The following is a 21,245-nucleotide window of genomic DNA, read 5'->3' as shown; positions in this document are numbered from 1 at the left end:
TGGTTTTCCCATTTCCACATTCTCATTTAGCACCACTAGCGTATGAACCGTATTTTACTTCTTCTAACTTATTGTTTTTTCGCATTTGCTAGCCAGGCCCAAATTGGCATCCAGGTCGTGGTAGACAGCGGAATGGCCACTTCGGATTGTACCGATCCCTTTGGCGGTGCCCCCGATCCTTTGTTTGCTGTAGCGGCCGAAGGAGGCACCTACAACTATTATCCGGCAGTAGGCGCTTGTTTCAACACCTTACCAGATACCATCTACCAGGCCAACTTCCCCTGTCTTTCGGCGGTGCCGATGACGGTGGAAATTTGCTTACTGGTGACGGAAAATGATGCACTTTTCCAACCGCCCTTGGGTTGTGATATTACAGAGAGCTGCACCCAGAGCATCTGCGATAATTTTGTGGTACCAATGGTAGGCAATACGGCCAACTACAACTTATCCATCGATGTTCCTGGTTCGTCAAGTGGCTCCATTAATTTTACTATAGAGACAGGTGGCTTTGCCTTTCCCGACAATGATTTCATCTGTAATGCAGTTGATCTGGGCACCATTACCTACGGTGACACCCTGGGCGACATGACCATTGGCAACTATGCCAATCTGTGTGCGACCGACATTGGAGAGATTAACCCGCAGAGCTTAGGCTACTACTTCACCAACCAGGCGGGGGTATGGTTTAAGTTCAATACCGGGCCCAACCCCAGCGGCCTCTTTGTGGTACAAGGGCTCAGCGACCCCAACAATGTAGGAGAACCTATTGACTTGGAGATGGGTGTTTTCCTTACGGACAACAATGCCTGCGACGGCAACCTAGTGGCACTATCTGGATACAATTTTACCAGCTCTGATTTTAATCACGAAATCAGGGTTCCCTGCCCCGAACCCAATCGAGATTATTACATCTGGGTGGATGGTGCCAATAACAACGGAGATTATCGGGGCATCTTTGGTATACAAGTGTGGGACATTGGTGTGCTGGAAGGCGGTGATTTGCGCTGCGATGTGATGGACCTCGGCGTAGTCCCGGAGGGAGGTAGCGTGAGCACACCCGAACCGATTGCCAATTTCTGCGCAACCGATGTACAAGATCCCTTTTTGCCCACTTTCGTAAGCCAGCATTCCGTCTGGTTTAGTTTTGTAGCTCCCCCTTCAGGACACGTCATCATTGAAGGCATTTCAGACACCATCAAGCAACCTATTGGCGTACAATTGGCATTGTACCGTTCTTTCAACAATACCTGTAGTGGCTTTTACAGCTACGTGACGAGCCAATACACCCCCGCTGATCTCGACGAAACGATGGAAGTGACCTGTCTCTATCCGGGCAGGGTTTACTACATCCTGGTGGATGGATCGGGAGGAGCTTCCCGAGGAGTGTTTGAACTAAGCGTGACCGATGCGGGGGACATTACCCCCGTCACTAACCAGACCATAACCCTCTGTGCCGGAGAAACGCTGGAAGTAGGCCCTAATGATTACACCACTTCAGGCATCTACTTTGATACCCTGCAGGTTTTTCAGGGCTGTGACAGCATTGTGATCAGTGACCTGACTGTGCTGGAAGAACTGGTTCTTACGGTAGAACAAACCCAACCCGCCATTGGAGCTGATGGTACCGATGGCATCGGCATCGCTTCCGCTACGGGCGGCACTGGCAATTATACCTTCACCTGGTGTACTGGCGAAACCGGCACCATGGCCACCAATCTGGTAGCGGGAGAGCAGTGCTGCGTGCAAGTAACGGATGACAATGGCTGTACGGATGAAGTGTGTTTCACCGTAGAATTTACCACCGCGATCATTCCCATTTTTATGAATGACACGCTCCTGTGTAATGGCGACACCAATGGTCTTATCACCTTCTCCGCTATCAATGGCGTCCTTCCCTATGATTACGCATGGACCAATGCACTGGGAACCCTCAGCGGCAATGGCCAGATCTTGACCGAAGGAGAAAGTATAGATCTACCGAATTTACCTGCGGGTAGTTATGACATCACGGTAAACGATAATTTCTTTGATACCACCTTTACCGTTTTAGTGGTACAACCTGAAGAACTATTGATTGAACTACAAGACGCCGTAGATGCTTCCTGTTTTGCTTTTTGTGATGGCAGCATCAATACGCTCGTCAGTGGAGGTACAATGCCGTACACCTACAACTGGACCAATGGTGTTAGCAACAATGAACAAGCCAGCCAACTCTGTGCCGGGGCTTACCAACTAGAGGTCACGGATGCCAACGGTTGTATTGCCATCCTCAATGCCAATATTGACCAGCCCGCCGAATTTATTGCCACCGCCAGTATGGTACAGGAAGTATCTTGCTTTGCTGGTGACGATGGTATTGCCCAGGTCGTAGACAACGGCAACTCCGTCGCCTGGAATTGGAGCAGTGGCAACATGACCCAAATTGCCAACCAACTGGCAGCAGGAACCTACTCGGTGGAAGTAACCAACGGAGACGGTTGCCGCGATACGACCACCGTAACCATCACCGAGCCACTGGCACCACTCACGGTAGCGATTACCGAATTGGCGCCCATCAGTTGTTTTGGCAGCCAGGACGGACAGCTGGGCGCCATGGTCAATGGCCCTTTTGCGACCTTGACTTACAACTGGAGCAATGCCGCTACAACCCCCAATATCAGTAATCTGGACATTGGTACTTACAACCTTTCGGTAAGTAACGAAAAAGGCTGCGAAGCGATGGCGACGTATACCCTGAACCAACCCACCGAAATTATAGCCGAATCTTTTGCCGTAGACATCAATTGTGTAGACGGTCCCAATGCGGGGGTTATTACGATAGAGAACGTCAGCGGTGGCACGCCGAGTTATAGCTACAGTGTGGATGGCGAAAACTTTAATCCTGTACCCTTATTTGAAGGGTTGACGGCAGGTACTTACGATGTGGTGGTGCGGGATGCAGCGGGGTGTGAATTGCTGCTATTGACCAACATTTTCCCGCCGCCGCCAATTTCGGTTACTTTACCACAAGATACTACCGTGAAGCTGGGAGATGTCTTTACCCTGGTAGCGCAAAGCAGCAGCCTTGATGTCCTTTACAGCTGGTCGCATGCTGATACCTTGAGTGGCAATACGGCACTGCTTCGTCCACAAGAAACCCTGGTGTATCAAGTGAGCGTAATCGACACATTGACCTTGTGTGATGCCACGGACAACATCCGCATTTTTGTGGACACTAAGCCAAGAATCTTTGTCCCCAATATCTTTTCACCGAATGGTGATGGCAGCAACGACACCTTCATCCCCTTTGCGGGAAATGACGTGGTGAATTTCAAAAGCCTGCGCATCTTTTCCCGCTACGGGCAGCTGGTTTATGAACAGACCGACATCCTCCCCGGCGATACCAGTCGTGGTTGGGATGGTAAATTCCGGGGAGAACCTTCTAATCCTGGCGTCTTTGTCTACTTTATGGAAGTAGAGTTTTTCGACGGCCGGGTGGAGATTGTGAAAGGAGATGTGACTTTGATGAAATAAGGGTTTTCAAAGTCGGAGGTCGGAAGTGGGAAGTCGGAAGTAGGTGTATGCCGAAGGTATGGCCATGCCAAAAGTGTAAAAGTGTAAGGGTGTAAGGGTTTTTAAAGTCGGAAAGCGGAAGTCGGAAATATTGGATGCTGCATAGTGGGCACTTTCCTCTTGTACTTCGTGTATCTCACTTACTTCCGACTTCCGACCTCGCACTTCCGACTTTCGTAAGGTTAGGTGGGTGAAAAAGTGTAAGGGGTTTTAAAGTCGGAGTTCAGAAGTGGGAAATCGGAAGTATTGGAGTCAGCTAGTAGCATGCACTCCTTCTTCTGTTCGTGTACCTCCTTACTTCCGACTTCTGACTTGTGGAATTCCGACTTCGTGATAGTTGCCCAGTCTACACAAAGGCACTTAAGCAGCAACTTAGGTGCCTTTGGTGGTTCAGCTATTAACCTACCAAACATCTACTGCAAAGGGAGCGTTATTATAGGGTCTTGTAAATAAAGAATGACCAACTTATATGCAATTTGTAGAAGATTTAAAGAACGTTACTTACGAGTATTATGAAATTTTGGTGAATTATTTGCCACGGATTGTCTTGGCTTTTGTGGTGCTCTTCATCGCAATGGCCATTGCTGGTAGAGCAAAACGGGCAATGCGAAATAGACTCGACAAAACCATGGATGATCCGCTGCTGGCGGATTTTCTTTCTCAAATATTGAGGGTCTGTTTAGTGATTGTAGCGCTGCTGCTTTTCCTAAGTATTATCGGTCTGAGCGGTGCTGCCGGTGGATTGCTAGCGGGTGCGGGCGTCTCGGCCTTCATTATTGGTTTTGCCTTTAAAGATATTGGTGAAAACTTCCTCGCGGGAATTATCATGGCTTTTGACCGACCTTTCCGGATTGGTGATGTGGTGGAGATCGCGGGTAAGACGGGCAAAATCATCGGGTTGACATTACGCGACACCCACCTCAAAACTTTTGATGGCAAAGACGTTTACATTCCCAATGGAATGATTGTCCGCAACCCTATTGTCAACCTGACCATTGATGGATTCTTGCGCCATGATTATTCCATACGGCTGGCTTCTGATTCCGACATGGATGAAGTGATTTCCTTTGTGAGAGGTATCCTCGAGGATGTACCGGGAGTATTGCAGGAAGACAGGGCGCCCAACGTTTTTATTTCTGACTACCAACCCAGTGGTATGACACTGACCGTGCAATACTGGTTTAATACCAATGACCCCAACGTCTCCGCACTGGCCCTTAAGACCCAGGTGATTCAGCGGTCGGTTCGTGGTTTGAAAAATGCGGGACACCATTTACCTGCTGATGTTCGGGAAATTAAAATTTCTCGTGATATAGATGACAAAGACGTAGTCATCCCAGCTGCCGGGGCATAGTATACTATGATAATACGTATCCTAAAAGGCTTGTTTTTAATGCTAGTAGTACTATTGGTCCTACTGGCAGCCGCTTTGGGTTACCTCTTTCAACATCAAGAAATCATTACCCAAAAGGTAGAAGAATGGTACGAAAGCAACTACACTGGTGATTTAGAGATAGGTAAACTGTCCTTGAGTTCGTGGCGACAGTGGCCAGAAATCAGCCTTGGCATTCATCATTTTAGTCTTACGGATACTTCTTTCCCTAGCGGTGCCCCTACCCTGCTCATCGACAGCATATCGGCAGATTTTTCTTTCGCAAAAATTTTACAGCAGGAGATTACCCTTAAAAAAATTGCCATACAAGGTGGGTATCTCCATGGTCTCACCACGCTTACAGAAGGGAGTAATACCCATATTTTACAGCCCATTCACCCCACTGCTTCCGACCAGAAAAAAGAAGGCTTTTTACACGTAAGAGACGATGAAGGCTTGGCGATCACGATCAATGATTTTGACCTATCGCAGGACAACGAATTGAAAAATAAACGGCTGGCAGGGCACCTACAACAGGCAAGCATACAGGTGATTCTATCCGATACTGTGATAATTGCTCACACGTCGTTTGCTACTTGTGTAGAGGGATTGGGGTTCAACCTTGACAAAGGATACTTTCTGGACGATACGCCAGCCAGTGGAACGTTTCACCTCAGCTACAATCGACAAAGCGCGACCATCGAGATTCCTCAGTTTCCCTTACTGCTCAAAGATCAAACTTTCCTTGCTGAGGCTTGCCTTGATACGGGGCCGGGAAATGTCTTTTTCTTATCGCTATATAACGATCAAACCGACTTTCAAACTACCAAAACCCTCTTACCTCAGCACCTTCAAAACAAACTGGCACGGTATCAAATCTTTGACCCTATTGCTACTGCGACTTACCTGCGGGGAGAATTCGAAGCAGGGACAAATCCCTTGGTACAAATAGATTTTACTGCCGATGACAATACGGTCGTACTGGATAAAACCGTGCGATTTAACCGTGTAAGGGGGCAAGGAAATTTTGTTAATCGCATATCCGAAGACCCAACCAAAGCCGCAACCGAGGATCGACGCAACCTGAGCTTGACGGTTGAAGCACTACACAGTGAGTATTTAGGAGCCCAACTCTATTTTAAAAACTCCACCTTCAAAAGCACCCCCAAAGTACCTACTGCCCTTGATCTTCAGCTTGACGCCAAGGGACAGCTAGCAGATTTAAATAAAATTTTAGGCAATGAGAACTTCTTCTTTGTCGGAGGAACCTTTAATACTTCGCTAGCCATGGAGGGGCCGGTAAATTCCTTGGCCGACGTCCTCAAAGGCACACAGGGTAGGCTGTATATGCAAAACACCAAAGTGCACTACCAACCTGCACAGGTGACTATTCCGCTTACTGAATTAGATGTTTTTCTAAGTCCTGAGCAGGCAACGGTACCGAGCATTCGGATCCCTTTGGCGGAAAATCAGGAAATAAAAATCAGTGGAATTGTGAAAAATTTCAGTTCCCTGGTTTTCGAAGATAAAACAGACAAAGTTGAAAGCGATTTAGAGATTTATTCGGCTGATTTAAACCTAGATCATTTTCTAGCATTGATCGCCAGTTTGCAGGAAGACCCCAAAACGACGGCCTCACAAGCCCGTATTTCCGAAACCGTCAAAGGCGTTTACACAACCTTCCAGCCTCGACTAAACGTCCGGATAGATCAATTTTTGTATCAAAAATGGCAGGGGCATAATATCCAATCCCAGCTGAGTTTTATCAATGATCATCAAATAAAATTGGATTCCACCATTATCTACAGTGGTCAGAGTCAAGTGGTTATTAATGGTATTTTCGATGTCCCCGACAGCTCGCATTACCTTAAGATAAATATGGATATTGCAGCGAGCGGCAACACCAAGGATTTCAACAAGACCTTTTCCAATGACACTTTCCTTTTCCAGGATGGCGATTATCAATTCCAGGGTAAACTGAATGGAAAAGTCAATGACTGGCGGAGTCTGCTTTACGCTACCCGCGGTCATTTGGAGGTGCAAAACACGGGTATTTTCTTTGTTCCAGAAACCTTGAACTTCAGCGTGGCCAATATTAATCTTGACGTTGCACAACATGATATCACGCTGAACAAGTTCCAGCTGACACTGCCCTCCGGAGGCAGCCTTACCCTCAGCGGACAAGTGGACAACTTCATGGATATTCTCGCGGAGAAAGAAACTCCGCTCGTTCAGTCTTTTATTCGCCTACGTGCCTCTTATCTTGACTACGTAGATTTCAGTGGCCTTTTTTCTTCCTTTGAGAAAAAAGAAACACCCCTTGATACCGCTTCTAATGATGGCAACCAAATTAAAAAAAGCGCTCAAAATCTTTATCGGAAATTTCACCCCGAGTTGGACATCCAAATCGACTCCTTCCAACACAAGTCAACTTTAGTCACCGACCTACGTAGCAAAGTAGCATTCCAGGGGAGCAGCCTATTGCAGTTTGCAGACATGCACTTTGAATACCGTGGCAGTCCGGTACGATTAAACGCTAACCTGAGCTTTGACCAAGCCAATGTTACCCCTGTAAACATCAGCTTGTTTACCGAATATTTTGACCTGGGCACACTGGTAGAAACCTACAACTACTTTGGTCTATCCGCTTTGCAATCGGCACAAAAAATTGCGGGTAAAGTATCCATAAACGCTAAACTCAGTGGGCTGATCGACGACGCAACGGGGCTGGAACCCAAAAGCTTGTTGGGCGCCGTACAATTCACCTTACACGAGGCCGAACTGGTCAATTTTGAACCTATCCAACGGGTAGCCGAGAAGTTTTTCCGTACAGAACGCTTCGAGAGTATTCGCTTTGCTCCCATAACCGACACCCTCTACATCACCCAGGAAGTCGTTCATATCCCCCGGATGGAAATACAATCCACTGCGTTCAACCTCTTTCTGGAAGGTCACATCAACTACGACGACAATACCAATCTCTGGATTTCTGTCCCCTGGCGGAATTTCAACGCCTGGGAAGAAGGAGATAGCATTCCTGCCAAAACGGGCTACTATCAGTCTGGTGCCAAATTATACGTAGAAGTCATCGGCAAACACGAAGATGGCCTGGATTACAAATTCAGATTGAGCAAAAAGAAGCTTTATCAACATCAGGGAATCGCTCCGCTTTACCGACCTGATCGCCAATATGAGCGCCAGCTGAGGAAGCAGATTCGAAAGAAAAAGCGGGCTGTGAAGAAGGAAAAGGCGTAAGGTTTTATTGGTGTAAAAGTTGGGTAGGTATAAGGGTGATTTCGAAGTCGGAAGTGGAAAGTCGGAAGTCGGAATTAATGAGATGCGTGAAGACTTGGAGGAGAATATTCTATACCCCGCACTAAGTGGTTTGGATGTAAATAGCTTATTATCAGCAAGCTCCCCCTCAAAACCTCACTGTACTAGGTAAAAAGTAGGTGGCACTTGGTATAGCATCCATTTTAGGAGTCCGAAATCCCTATACCCTCTATGACTCAGTTTGAGGTAAATCCACAACTTCCTGCTTGGTGTAATTCTTTTCAGGAAGTAAATCACCAATGGCTTCGCTTGGCATTTCTGCTGGGGACTTTTGAGTAAAGGCAAGTATTGGAGAAAAATCACTTGGTGGAACGGTTAAATAATAATCTAAAAATAGCGCGCTGTGAAACGCGATGTAATAAAAACGCCTTTGACTCAAAAAGTAATCCTCCGGGCAATTGGAGATTACGTTGATCAGCATCTCAATACTTGCTCCAAATTGATACCACAAGATTACTTTTAAACTATCCATATTTTAGATATCTATGATCTAAACCCCTTACAATTTTCCAACCATCCAACCTCTACTCATACCTCAACCCATGCCCAAACCGGTACAGTGGGTTTTGAGAATCGTAAGGAACATCTTCCAACTGATCTTCTACCGCTTTTTGGGACGAAGGGAGCTCTATGGGGAGCTTACCACTGGGCGTAAACTGGCCGAAGATTAATGCTGCGATCACTTCATCACTGCTATCGAAATCAGCAATGAGGGCTTGGCTGGCAGCAGCTATCTCCGTAAGGATAGCGGCTCGGTCCAGGTTGATGACCGTAATGGTAGGCTTGCTGGCTGCTAATGCCAAGATGGGTTCCAACTCCTCTGGCGTAAAGTAAAGCCGGCCTTGATGAAAATACTTTTCCAGCATGTATTCCTCGCGTACGTCAAAGGGCGTGTACAACTTTTGGATGATGAAATCCGCCTCCGCAGGGCTATTGACAACCGTAGCAAATGGTGCCACAGCAGCCTTGTCGAAATTGGAGAGATAAACCTTGGATGGCTTGCGCAGCGGGAGTGTTTTAGTTTCATTCTTCAGGAGCACCAACGACCGCTGCTGGGCAATACGAGCCTGTTTTTGGATGTCTTCGTGGCCCACCATCCAGAGGTCGCCCATTCGTACGAAGGGGTTGTCGAAAAGGCCCAGACGGAATTTATCCCGCAGTACCCGTCGCACGGATTGGTCGAGTCGCTCGGTGGTGAGCGTACCTTCTTTGACCAATGCTACCAACAATTCCGGACAAGATTCACCGCCTACCATGTCGCAGCCCGCTTCAAATATCTTTGCTACCCGCTGCTTTTCCGTAAGGTTTTCCACGCCGTAAGCTGCTGGCGGCTTGATCTTATTTTCTGTCACCAGGCCCCAATCGGTGCAGACGACGCCATCGAAGCCATATTTTTCCCGTAGGAGGCCCGTGATGATCTCTTTGTTGTAGCCAAAACCCACCTCTTCGCTGGTTTGCCCAACGGGCACCCCATAGTAAGGCATAATCTGGGCGGTCTTGGCCGGAAAGGCCCCTTCGGTAAAAGGAATCAGATGATAATCAAAATTATTACCGGGGTAAACTTGCTCCGATCCGTAGGGGAAGTGAGCATCTTCGCCATCTTTTTGCGGGCCTCCCCCAGCAAAATGCTTGGTCATACAAGCTACACTCTCGTGGTTGAGGCTATCCCCTTGAAAACCGAGAATATAGGCTTTCGTCAACTTTGCACTGAGTTGGGCATCCTCCCCAAAAGTACCATTGATGCGCCCCCAGCGGGGTTCAGTGGCCAGATCAGCCATGGGTGACAATGCCAATCGGATACCCACCGCACGGTATTCCCGCCGCGCCAGCTCCCCAAATTCTCGCATCAACAACGTATCTCCAATAGCCGCAAAGCCCAACGGCGACACCCAATGAGAAAAGAAGGGAGTAACGATATTTGCCCCCGGGTTGTTGGAGTTCAAATGCCGCGGATCGCTGGCTACTGTCACCGGTATTCCCAAACGGGTACACTCCGCCATCACCTGCATATTGTTGTTCCAGGTGGCCAGGGCTTCTGCCGATGGGGATTGAAAGATATTAAAGTGGTTCATGTGCTTGCGCACGACCTGCGTAGAGTTGCTTTCCAGAAAAAAGGTAAGCGGTTCGCTGAAAATGGGAATCTCATTGTGGTAACCATCTTCGTTCATCCCCGCCATGGTAATGAACAATAAGCCTGCTTTTTCTTCCAGCGTCATCTGGCCTAGCAAATCTTCGATCCTTATTTCAATATCAGCACGCTTATCTTCATAAGGATCCAGTTGGCCATTTTTGTTCAAATCGCGGTAGCTGTGTCCATCCTGGGTGAGGATGAGCGCACGATCTTCCAGTAAAGCAAAGTTGCGATTGGAAGCCCACTTGTACTTGAAGTAAAAAAAGGCGACCGTCAGGATCACCAATAAAACCAGTACTCCCAAGAGGCGCTTGAAAAAACGAAAAAACTGCTTCATGTTATAAAATTATACCTACACGAAGATAAAACGCCGACGGGAGTTGGTGAGCGATTAGCCGAAAATCTTTATTGAAAAAACAATCCCGAGTTCGCTCAGCAGCGAACCCGGGATTATTTTTCAGTGATGCTAATCACCAGAGGCCTATCCCAAAAGGATAGTCAGCTATCTATCGGATAACCGTAATGTCACCGCGGATAATGTTACCACGACTGATATTCAGGCGCAAGACGTAGTAGTAGGTTCCTTCCGGAATCTCGGTACCATCCATGTTCAAGCCCGACCAATCGTTGTTGTAAGGCTTGGCTTCGTAGATGATATCTCCCCAACGGTTGAAAATCACGATTTCATTATCAGGGAAATCTTCCGCAGGGTTGAACAAGAGAATATCAAAGACCAGTTGGTCGTTAGCACCGTCGCCGTTCGGGGTGATGGTGTTCGGGATGAAGTTCTCTTCGCTTGGCAGTGCCGTGATCTCCAAGGTGCTGGTTGCACAAAGATCCGGACAATCAGTGCTACAAACCTGGTAAGTGACCGTGGTAACGCCAAATTCTGTAGGCAGCAGCGTAAGTACAAAATCACCCTGTGCTAAAGCCATGGTATCAAAGGTACCAAAAGTAGGGCTCGTAAGAATCGTCAAATCAAAGTTGGTAATTCCTCCCAATTGGTCGTTGGCCAACAGATTGACTGTGCCGGTGCTTACACCTGCTTCCAAGGTCAGGGCATCCTGATTGGCTACAGGTGTCGTTGCCCGGTTGATGGTTACGTCGTCACTGCTATAATCAGGACATCCAGGTGCTGAAAGCGTCCAGGTGAAGGTGTTCGCTCCTTCATTCAAGCCGCTCACCATGGTCAGTGGTTCGGTGATCATGTCGATGCTTGCACCACTCGCCGTTGTCCACACCCCTTGGGTATTAGCAGGCAAGTTCGCACTCAGGTCGGTGATGTCATCACAGGCTGCATCGTCAGCACCAGCATTGGCATCAGCCGGAAATTCGAAGGTTACCGTAACAACTTCTGAAACAGCTTCACAACCATTTTCGGTATTCGTTACCGTCAACTGGTAGGTACCCGCATTTTCAGCGGTAGGGGTAGCACCATTGGTATCACCAGTAAGCGCTGTACCTGATAGCGTTACCCATTCGTAAGTTACCGTGGCACTTGCGGGCGTAGAAGCGGTACCATCCAGCATTACTGGCGTACCACAGCCGGCCACCATGTCCATACCAGCATCTGCTACAGGTACATTAGGGTCAGCATTAACGGTATAATCAGCCGTAGCTTCACAACCCGGCACTGGGCTATCTATCGTTACCATCAGCGTATAAGTACCCACTGCAGTAGCACTAATCGAAAACGGTGTATTAAGGGTAAAGATACCGTCAGCCGTGCTCCAATCAACATTGGCAAAGGTGAAAGTACCATCATCTGCCGCCGAAGCGTCGATGACAACAGGAGTAGCGTCACAGTCCAGATCGGCTGGCATCAGTACCGGAAGTTCTGGTAAGGTCAACTCGTTAGCTGCTACGACTTCTACGTCTTGCATATTTGTACAACCGTTAGCCGCAGAAGTTACCATCAAGGTATATGTACCTAATTCCGTAGCATTCAGCGTCAATTCTTCTTCGCCGGTAAGCACACCATTGTCTAAGCTCCACTTGATTTGGCTAAAGTCATCGGTTACACCGGTAGCCGTTGCATCAATAACTACAAATTCCGTAGGGCAATCAAATTCATCCGGAGTAGCAATGGTAATCGTTGGTGGCGTAATGTCGCCATCCACTGTTACCGAAGCAGTAGCGGGACAGCCATTCGTGCCGTCGACTACCGTAACCGAGTAAACACCAGGCGCAATGGCAGTGGTCGTTGCTTGGTTTGTAGGCATTGGATCAGTAGGATCACCCGTCCAGGTTACAGTGAATTCCGTCGCTCCTGCTACTTCTACCGTCAACTGGCGGCTTGGGTCCTGACAAGTAATCGGATCAACATCTGCGATGCTCAGCATGGGGGCAACAATATCTTCTGTCACTACCACCATCGTATCGGCGGTACAGCCATTGCTGTTGTCGGTTACTGTGAAGATATAAGTACCAGGGATGCTGGTTGTCGTCTGGATCGCCGTAGTCGGATCATCTGGTCCGTCACCGTCCTGGTTTTCCCAGAGGTAGGTAAAGTCCTGGCCGGTAGAAGAACCCGCACCGCTCAACTGTACAGTGGTAGCGGCACAATTGATCGTCAGGGTGTCGTTGGTCACGTTAGCGTTAGGAGCCAAAGTATCAACCGTGACCACAAAATCCGCTTCGCCCGTACAACCACTCAGGTTGCTAACCGCGGTCAGGGTATAAACACCCGCTGCACTTACTGTAATGGATAGACCGTCTGGGGTCACCACTGCAGCATCTATTGCTTCCATAGGATCAGACTCCCACTCGCGGAGGGTAAAGTCGGTTGATCCTTGAATGGTTGCCGTAACAGTAACCGTAGGATCGGTACAAGTAATGACTGGTTCCAAATCGCTCAGGATAACGGATGGCGTTTCGAATTGTTCCGGCACAAAAATCGAATCCACTGCCGTACAACCCGTGGCTGGATTGGTGGCTTTAACGTAGTACCAACCACCGTTAGACACGATTAAAGTGTCCGCATTGGCATTTTCTATCTCGCCGCTAGGGTCCTGGGTATCCAGGCACCACTGGTAGGTGAGGATATCACTTGGCGTCGCCCGCAGGATGTTTTCCGGTGTATTACAATCTACGCCCAGATCAGCAGGATCATTGAGGATCTCAACAAAAGGAGGAGCTGTTTGATCTTCAACTACCACGAAAGCCACTGCCTCACAGAGGTTATCAGGATTGGTGACAGTGATGGTATAGGTACCAGGTGTCAATGCTTCCGGCTGTAAGGTACTAGAGCTAGGAGCTTGAAGTGTCCCCCCCATAGTTGCTTCCCACACGAAAGTGAAGGTTGGATCATTGGGCGTCAATTCAGCATTCAGGATAACGCTGGTGGTGTTACAGTCAATGGCTGCTGGCTCGTCGATGGTGACGCCAGGAGCACTGGAGTTAGGGATAATTTCTGCGAAAGCAGTATCTCTACAGCCTGTAGTAATGTTGATGATTTCTACGGCGTACACGCCTTGTTCATTCGCACTCACGGTCAGGCCGTTGCCCAAGTCTGCACCAAAAGTACCATTGACCTCATCAAATTCGTACCAGTTGTAATCAACAATTTGTCCATCCGTATCAGAACAGGAAGCACTGAAAACGATGGGCGTACCATCACAATTTTGCTCCTGAATTCTTGATCCACCGTTTTCTTCTTCCACACAGGCTCCTGGTGCTATGCGACCATCACCGATGGTAACCACATCATTAGGATCATCGATACTGTTACGACAACCTGTTACTGAGTTTTGAACGGTCAAGCGGTAAGTCCCTGGTAAAGTAGCATCGTATGTCATGCCCGTACCAACAGTAACAAAACCATCAGGAGGCCCCATGTTGTATTCCCAAACATAAGTCAGGTTATTGCCAATACTGTTACTACCATCCAGAGTAATGCTACCCGTATTACAGTCGAATTCTTCCGTTACTACAGGTACAATGGCTTCTGGAAGTGTAGGTGCAACCACCATCACGGTATCCGTAGCACTACAGCCAGAAACCTGGTCAATAACTTCCAGGATTACGGTACCAGGAGCGTCGCCGAAGAAACAAGTCGTGTTTCCATCGGGGGAACCGCTCACTGAATTGTAGTACCAATTGGTCGTAAAACCAGGACCTCCGGAAGACGTACAAATTTGTACCAAACCTGCGTTACAATCCAATTCACGTACATCAGCGCCATTGATGACTGCTTCAGGAACGATACCGTCGGACACGATAAATACCGTATCCGTCAGGGAAACGCCAGAGCTGTTGTCAAAGACGGTAAAAATGGTCATTCCTTCACATACATCCTCCAGGATAAGTGGCGTAAACTGGTCGAAGGCAGGATTATCTGTCCGCCAGGTGGTACCAATGAAGCCCTGTCCGTCGTGTTCCGCTACGGTAATCACGATGGTACCGTCACAAGCTCCCGGACAAGAAGGGGGAGTAATTTCGATATCCGTGATCACGATCTGGTCTTCAATACAAATTTCACCATTGGTGATCACGATGCTTCCGGGGCCATTGGTGGTTTGCACCTGAGGGGCCGGTTCATTTTGGATCGTTACATCGTAGCAATCATCCGGATCACCGATCAGTTGGAAACAAACCTCGAAGGCAACATCACCATCAGGAATGGCCAGAGGAATGGGGCTGGAAAACGTACCATTGATCGTACCTGTGGGAAGATTCATAAGACTTAATCCCGTCCAGTTGATGGCTGTTGCACTTACAAACTCTAGCGCAAGCGGATTCCAATTGATATTGAAATCAGCGTCGGTAATATTATCGAAAGATTCTACCGTAAAGTTCATACAGACGGTATCCAACCAGCCGCCCGTAGTAGATACGGCCTCAAGGCCAAAACCTTCCGGGAACAAGACACACAGGGTGCCAGGGTTGACCAAAAGGCCAATGTTATCTCCATTGGAAGTAGCTGTTACGGCCGTTTCCGGGAAAGGTAGGCCTACGGTATTCAGTTCGTCGCAATCACCAGGACTGGCAGTGGGTGCCGTATCGAAACAGATTTCGAACAAAACACTGTTATCGGTCAGCGTAATTGGTGTAGCACCATTGTCAATAGAGAAGCCCATTGAAGAAAGCCCAATCGGTGTAAACGTTGGGTTGGCTCCACCAATAGCAGGGTTCACGTTTTGGATCGTGCCATTGTGTAGCCAGATGTTTTCGTCCCAAGCCATGGTAAACTGCATGTTCAACAGTTCGGTAAAGTTACTTACCGTTACCTGCGAACAACCAGAGCCGCCCAAGGTAGCGTCAATATTACCGAAATCTACCACCACACTCTCAGGCTGGTTGACTTGCACCACACAGTTCATCGGGTTGATGCCAATATTGACACCATTGGATACGCCAACTCCAGGCGTGATAATCTGCACCGGGCTATCGCCACCGACGCCCACTACGCGGAAACAGACCTCATAGATGGGTTCCATGTCATCCATATTCTGAGGCGGTCCAGCAATGAAGGACCAATTCAGGCCAAGGATACCGTTGCCCGCATTACTCGCATCAATATTTCCGCCAACCGAAAACCCAGCAAGGTTGCCAAAAGAATTCGTTTGGACATATTCCAACACATTAGGGTTCCAGCTCATCAGGTACTCCATACGGCGAACCGCATTAAAGTTGTCGCCAGCCGCAAATTCTACACAAACGATATCGTTCACGTTGACGGGAGCGCCACAATCGATTTTGATGACAATACCGTCGGGATCACAATCATTGACCAACACGCTACCCGGATTAAGTGATACGGGTACATCTGCATTTTGGTTAGGGTTGTCAGGATCCTCGTTGTTCACCTGGATGGGGGTCGGGGTATCTGAGAAAGTAATCAAGGAACCCGTTTCACAAGCCCCCAGAATGGTAAAGCAAGCGGTAAACATGGTAGTGCCATCCGCAACGATGGGGCTCGGAGAATTGGGAACCGTATAACTATAAGCAACGGTGATCACACCCGGTGTTTCTACCAAAGGAGGGAAACCATAGGCGGCCAGGGTATTAGAAGGAATTTCGGTGTTCGGGAACAAGTTCTCAAACTGAAGGAAGGCCGGATCGTAGTTGACGGTAAACTGGATACCATTGAGGCCATCCCAGCCTTCGACGACAAAGTCTACACAAACTTGATCTCCTTCATTGCCGGTAACATCGTCAGCGGTGACATTGAATTCGCGTACACAAAGCGTTACGTTGCCATTTTGGCGAAGTAGGCCGATATTGGTACAGCCCGTACTGTTACGCGTACAATTGGGCGTAGGGAATGGGTTGATACCTATGGGGCTTTGCTGCCCGTAAGAGCCAATGGCTTCAAAACAAAGTTCGAACAGTACATCTACATCATCGGCCAGGGTAGTACCCAGGTTACCCGGGTCAAGACAGTTGCCTGTTTCCCAGGTTCCAAAACTAATGACACCAGGCATGGAACCATCAAACAAAGCAGGGCCGAGGTTACCGTCGCTCTGCATCTGGGCGTTAAAGTTCTGTGCGCCGGTAAAGTTCAGCACCGCGGGATCATAACCGAAATCAAAATCCAGTGAGTTGATATTGGTAAAATCCTGGGTCGTCACGGGTACACAAAAAGTTTCACCCGTACAGGCACTGCCGTTACCGACAATGATCGTTGGCTGTGCTAATAAAGCCGCTAGAGGAGCCAGGACCATTATTAGCAGAGTATATAATTTACGCATTGGAGTATTTTTCTTTGGGAAGAACGATAAAAAGTTGAACATAACGGAAATGGCTTAACGATCAAAAGAATAGGATACCTGCAACTCGTGGGTATTACCTACCGAAGGACCAAAAGAGCTGAAGGAATAGTCGTAACCATAACCAATTTTGAGGTTATTATAAAAACCGACATTATCGCCCAGGTTGAAGCCTGCTTCAAAGTGAAAGTTACCGGATGAAGAAGCACCCGTACCAATCCATAAGGCTGCGGGCGTCTGGTAACGGAAGTTAAGGTCCGCGTTGATGGGAGCACCATTCACGTACTTAATCCAAAGAGAAGGTTCAATGTAACCATCATTACGGAAGAAATGGTACAAGCCCACCATCCCATAAAAGTGTTTCACCCGTTGTACGGCAAACTCGCCTGCATCGTTTTTGAACGTCAGGTCGATACCAGCGACCTGAGGCACAGAAACCCCAGCATAAAACATATCGCCGTCCATGGCACCGCTTAGCATCTGATAGAAATAGATACCAGCGCCCACGTCAGGAAACATTTCGGTCTGGTTGTTCATGCCCAGTACATCATTAGGATCGCGGAGGTTGATTTCATTGGCGTTGACACGGTATTGTACCAAGCCACCAGAAATGGCAACGGCGAGACCGCTGTATTCAGGATCGCCAGAAATGACAGCTCCGATGCGGCCATAAATACCCGTGAAGCCCGTAGGCCCTGTCTGGTCATTCATAATGTAACCACCCGTAAGTAAAGAAGCGCCCGAGCCATCTCCAATAAAGGAGAAGCGCAGCGCTTGCGTGCGGGGGTTGCCAGCGATACCGTTCCACTGGGAGCGATAACTAGCGCCCAGGGTTATCGGTTGGCCATAAGCGAGAAAATCGCTTTCGACGGCCGCCGGGTTGAGAATCGTCGCGTTTTCGCGGTATTGCGTAAAGAGGGAAAGTTGCTGTGCGCTAAGGATGCCTACCGTAAAAAATAAGCATAAACCCAACGCCAACTGGCGAAAGCTCATCATGGGATCAGTTTTTGAGACTTGCAAATTTACCAAAATATATGTTCATCCATGCCGGCAAAGATGTTAAAAGCTAGAAGCTTTCCTCATCGACACCAGTGATTGGTTACAAAATCAAGTGTTATTCCTAATAGGGCAAAAAGCTGTTTATGCACTTTTGGATATCCAAACAATGCGCTATACTATCTATTTTACCTACCATTTTGCAAGTTGGAATTGGGGTTGCCGTCCCCGGCGGGAGTAGTTCTATCTATTGCCACTTAAAACAAAGCGGCACTGTAAATTTATTAGGCTATCTGTAAAACAAGGCCAAAATTAGGCCGAACTTTTGGATGTGTTGCGCTATCGGCAATATTTTTTTGCACTAATTAGCAAAAGGTAGGATTTAAGCCGGGTATGGTGGGTGTGGTGGGTTGGATGGTATGAGGTTGGAAGAGTTTTCAAAGTCGGAAGTGGGAGGTGGGAATTCGGAAGTATTTGTATCCGCCAGTGGCGTGCCTCCTACAGGTCTTCGCGCATCTCGCTACTTCCGACTTCCGCCCGATAGCTATCGGGACTGACTTCCGACTTCGAAACCAACCATTACACCCTTACACTTAGGGTGTTCAATCTGGTGCTTTTCCGATGCGACGGATTTTAGCTTGAATTCACGACCCACCCCAACCCCTCCCTAGTCAGGCGAGGGGCTTTCGTGTATGAATGAAATTATTTCATAATCAAGATTTTACGTACGTCAAGTCCTCCCTCCATCACTAGGGAGGGAGATAGAGGGTGGGTCGTGAACATAGGCTTAAAAGCGTCTCACTCCTTCCCCCCTAGATTGTACAGCCCACCCTTACACTCACCCAACTTTTCCAACCTCCCCTCCCTTACCGCTTGTCAGCACTGCTGAAAACCCGGCTCCAGTTGACGCCTTTGGCGATGCTGCCTTCTTTGAGGCTGAACCAGATAAACAGTGGCTTGCCCACGATATGGTCTTCAGGAACGAAGCCCCATACCCGGCTATCTTCTGAGTTGTGGCGGTTATCCCCCATCATCCAGTAGTAATCCATTTTGAAGGTATACTCCGTTGCGGGTGTTCCGTTGATCAGGATCTGGCCATTGGCGAAAGAAAGGTCGTTTTCTTCGTACACCCCAATGATCCGGCGAAACATGTTTATATTTTGCAGGTTGATTGGAATCGTTACTCCTTTTTTAGGAATCCAGATCGGGCCATAGTTATCTACCGTCCAAGGGCCATAGTTTTTGCTATCGTGCGGAAACAGCCGATCGGGGTTGTAGCCTCTACTGGCATCGGTAGGAAACTGATAATTTTCAATTTTTATGGCAGGGTCCATGCCCTGAACCTTTGCTTTTTGGTCTTCCGACATGAAGATATACCGCACGTTAGGTGCACGATCATCCCGAATATTATCTTCTTCAGAAATTCCCCAGTCTGCAAAAGGCTGCTCATTGATCGTAGTGGAAGGGAAGGTCACTACGTAGAGGAATTGCATATTGGTAGGATTCTCGGCGGGTTTTCCGTCGATGTATACCTGTCGGTCGATGACTTGTAGTGTATCTCCAGGTAGGCCAATACACCTTTTGATATAGTGGTCACGCTTATCCAACGGACGGGTCACCAGTTCTTTGGCACCTGATTTTATGATCTGATCATAGCGGGGGTTGGCATCCCGTACCATGCCGTAGCGCACATCGTCTACCGTCCAGGTGCGATCGGGGAAGATGTAGACACTGTCACCCGCAGGTAGGTTGAAGACCACGGGCGAGTTGTGTTCAATCTCTTCCAGCGCAGGCAAACGCACCGGTTTCAGGCTGGGTTTCTCCCAGTAGGATTCCCCACCAAACTTAGGAATGACATTGTGGAGCAGCGGGATCATAGCGACCGTCTTCGGCGTACGAATACCGTAATGCGCTTTACTTACAAAAAGAAAATCGCCAACCATCAGCGACCCCTCCATCGAAGAGGTGGGAATCACGTAAGCTTCAATCAGGAACAGACGAATGAGTGCTGCTGCAAAGACCGCAAAGATGATGGCTTCCGCCCATTCGCGGCTCTGACCTTTGCGATAAGGGTTTTCTTTTACCAACTTCTCGTACTGCCGCTTGCTGCCTTTTTCCTGTGCTTCCGCCAATTTAGCAGCATATTCTTTTTCCGCAGGAATAGTAGGCCCCAGGTATTTCTCCTCAGGTCGTGTACCTAGAAAAAAGAAGTAGAAAGGCGCTCCTACCACGGCCAGGAAGCTGTCGAGAAAACGGTACTTCCCGAAAGAACGTACCATGTCCACTGCCAGACCGGAATAAATAAATACATTAACTATCGGCACCAACATCCATATCGCCCACCAGCCCGGGCGACCGACCAGTTTGCTCCATACTACGAAGTTGAGCCCGGGCACCAGCCCTTTCCAGCCCGCCTCGCCGGCTTTCTCAAATATTTTGTACAGGCTCACACTCAGGAGCACATAACCAATGATCATCATCCAGGCAAACCAAGACATATAGGTTGTTATTTTCTTATTGCAGCTTTTTTACTGCAAATTTTATTCCGAAATAAAAGCCAGCCAGCTGTATTCAATACCTCAATAATGGGGTATTTGCGCTCGGTTGTTTGCATTAGTAATCGCTGGCATCTTTTTCTTACAGTAGTAGCTACCAAGAAACAAGGCTGCAAAGATAGAAAATGGTGGGAAATGTTTTGGGGAAGATGTATGATCGTCCCTGCTGCTAAATTATTCTTCAAGAATAGGAAAATAATTTTCCCATTCAATAACTGATTTTCCCCATTCAGTTACAATGATTGCATCCATGTATTGATGTGTAGCTAATTTTGAAGAAAACCATTCACCACCATGAAGCATTTGATCCACCTACTCATCGTCTTCCTTTGGATCATTAAACTCCAAAGTCAATCCAGTTGGACCCAGGTTTCCTTGCCTGCTACAACACCCGCTACGGGTTCGCTCTTTGAGATTAAAGTTTTAGATCCCCAATTGGCCTTTGCCGTTGGTATCAAGGTGCCCTCCTCTGGCCCCAATCAAGGCTTGATATTCAAGTACAATGGAACTACGTGCACAAAGCTCATACGTATCCCAGCACACAGACAACGGCGGTGGTTGCGGTTAACTTTGGTGGACTGAGGAACATAAATTCA

9 protein-coding genes are annotated in these 21,245 nt (G+C 48.1%); 4 read left to right on the top strand and 5 right to left on the bottom strand.

Annotated elements, in window-relative coordinates:
- The first annotated feature begins 42 nt into the window (after window positions 1–42).
- From AB0L18_RS16810 to AB0L18_RS16800, 3 genes are all read left to right on the top strand, one after another.
- Window positions 43–3,513, top strand: coding sequence for a gliding motility-associated C-terminal domain-containing protein (locus AB0L18_RS16810; protein WP_367388467.1), 3,471 nt, complete (start codon window positions 43–45; stop codon window positions 3,511–3,513).
- 508 nt (window positions 3,514–4,021) lie between these two features.
- The gene (locus AB0L18_RS16805; RefSeq protein ID WP_367388466.1) at window positions 4,022–4,906 is read left to right on the top strand and encodes a mechanosensitive ion channel family protein; all 885 of its coding nucleotides are present in this window, start codon (window positions 4,022–4,024) and stop codon (window positions 4,904–4,906) included.
- 39 nt (window positions 4,907–4,945) lie between these two features.
- A complete protein-coding gene (locus AB0L18_RS16800) occupies window positions 4,946–8,179 on the top strand; it encodes an AsmA-like C-terminal region-containing protein (RefSeq protein ID WP_367388465.1) in 3,234 nt (1,077 codons plus the stop codon).
- A 247-nt stretch (window positions 8,180–8,426) separates the two neighbouring features.
- Here the strand turns inward: AB0L18_RS16800 and AB0L18_RS16795 are convergent, their stop codons facing one another.
- The 5 genes from AB0L18_RS16795 to AB0L18_RS16775 form a co-directional block, all read right to left on the bottom strand.
- Window positions 8,427–8,729 (bottom strand): hypothetical protein, encoded by a 303-nt coding sequence (locus AB0L18_RS16795; protein ID WP_367388464.1) that lies wholly within the window; start codon window positions 8,727–8,729, stop codon window positions 8,427–8,429.
- A gap of 52 nt (window positions 8,730–8,781) precedes the next feature.
- Window positions 8,782–10,725: a glycoside hydrolase family 3 protein gene (locus AB0L18_RS16790; RefSeq protein WP_367388463.1), complete on the bottom strand. Its 1,944-nt coding sequence runs from the start codon at window positions 10,723–10,725 to the stop codon at window positions 8,782–8,784.
- A 169-nt stretch (window positions 10,726–10,894) separates the two neighbouring features.
- A complete protein-coding gene (locus tag AB0L18_RS16785) occupies window positions 10,895–17,080 on the bottom strand; it encodes a gliding motility-associated C-terminal domain-containing protein (RefSeq protein WP_367388462.1) in 6,186 nt (2,061 codons plus the stop codon).
- Between the two features lie 54 nt (window positions 17,081–17,134).
- A complete protein-coding gene (locus AB0L18_RS16780; protein ID WP_367388461.1) occupies window positions 17,135–18,094 on the bottom strand; it encodes a PorP/SprF family type IX secretion system membrane protein in 960 nt (319 codons plus the stop codon).
- Between the two features lie 866 nt (window positions 18,095–18,960).
- The gene (locus tag AB0L18_RS16775) at window positions 18,961–20,592 is read right to left on the bottom strand and encodes a S26 family signal peptidase (protein ID WP_367388460.1); all 1,632 of its coding nucleotides are present in this window, start codon (window positions 20,590–20,592) and stop codon (window positions 18,961–18,963) included.
- A gap of 351 nt (window positions 20,593–20,943) precedes the next feature.
- On the opposite strand from AB0L18_RS16775, the gene AB0L18_RS16770 reads away from it, so the two are divergent.
- On the top strand, window positions 20,944–21,231 hold the full coding sequence (locus AB0L18_RS16770) for a hypothetical protein (RefSeq protein WP_367388459.1): 288 nt from the start codon (window positions 20,944–20,946) through the stop codon (window positions 21,229–21,231).
- The last annotated feature ends 14 nt before the right edge of the window (window positions 21,232–21,245 follow it).

The sequence above is a fragment of the Lewinella sp. LCG006 genome (assembly GCF_040784935.1).
GTDB lineage: Bacteria > Bacteroidota > Bacteroidia > Chitinophagales > Saprospiraceae > Lewinella.
This window is presented reverse-complemented; position numbering and strand designations above follow the sequence as displayed.

Bases quoted from the DNA above. Each gene is read 5' to 3' on its own strand.
- AB0L18_RS16805 (WP_367388466.1), top strand. From the start codon at position 4,022: ATGCAATTTGTAGAAGATTTAAAGAACGTTACTTACGAGTATTATGAA.
- AB0L18_RS16770 (WP_367388459.1), top strand. From the start codon at position 20,944: ATGAAGCATTTGATCCACCTACTCATCGTCTTCCTTTGGATCATTAAA.
- AB0L18_RS16810 (WP_367388467.1), top strand. From the start codon at position 43: ATGAACCGTATTTTACTTCTTCTAACTTATTGTTTTTTCGCATTTGCT.
- AB0L18_RS16780 (WP_367388461.1), bottom strand. From the start codon at position 18,094: ATGATGAGCTTTCGCCAGTTGGCGTTGGGTTTATGCTTATTTTTTACG.
- AB0L18_RS16790 (WP_367388463.1), bottom strand. From the start codon at position 10,725: ATGAAGCAGTTTTTTCGTTTTTTCAAGCGCCTCTTGGGAGTACTGGTT.
- AB0L18_RS16795 (WP_367388464.1), bottom strand. From the start codon at position 8,729: ATGGATAGTTTAAAAGTAATCTTGTGGTATCAATTTGGAGCAAGTATT.
- AB0L18_RS16785 (WP_367388462.1), bottom strand. From the start codon at position 17,080: ATGCGTAAATTATATACTCTGCTAATAATGGTCCTGGCTCCTCTAGCG.
- AB0L18_RS16775 (WP_367388460.1), bottom strand. From the start codon at position 20,592: ATGTCTTGGTTTGCCTGGATGATGATCATTGGTTATGTGCTCCTGAGT.
- AB0L18_RS16800 (WP_367388465.1), top strand. From the start codon at position 4,946: ATGCTAGTAGTACTATTGGTCCTACTGGCAGCCGCTTTGGGTTACCTC.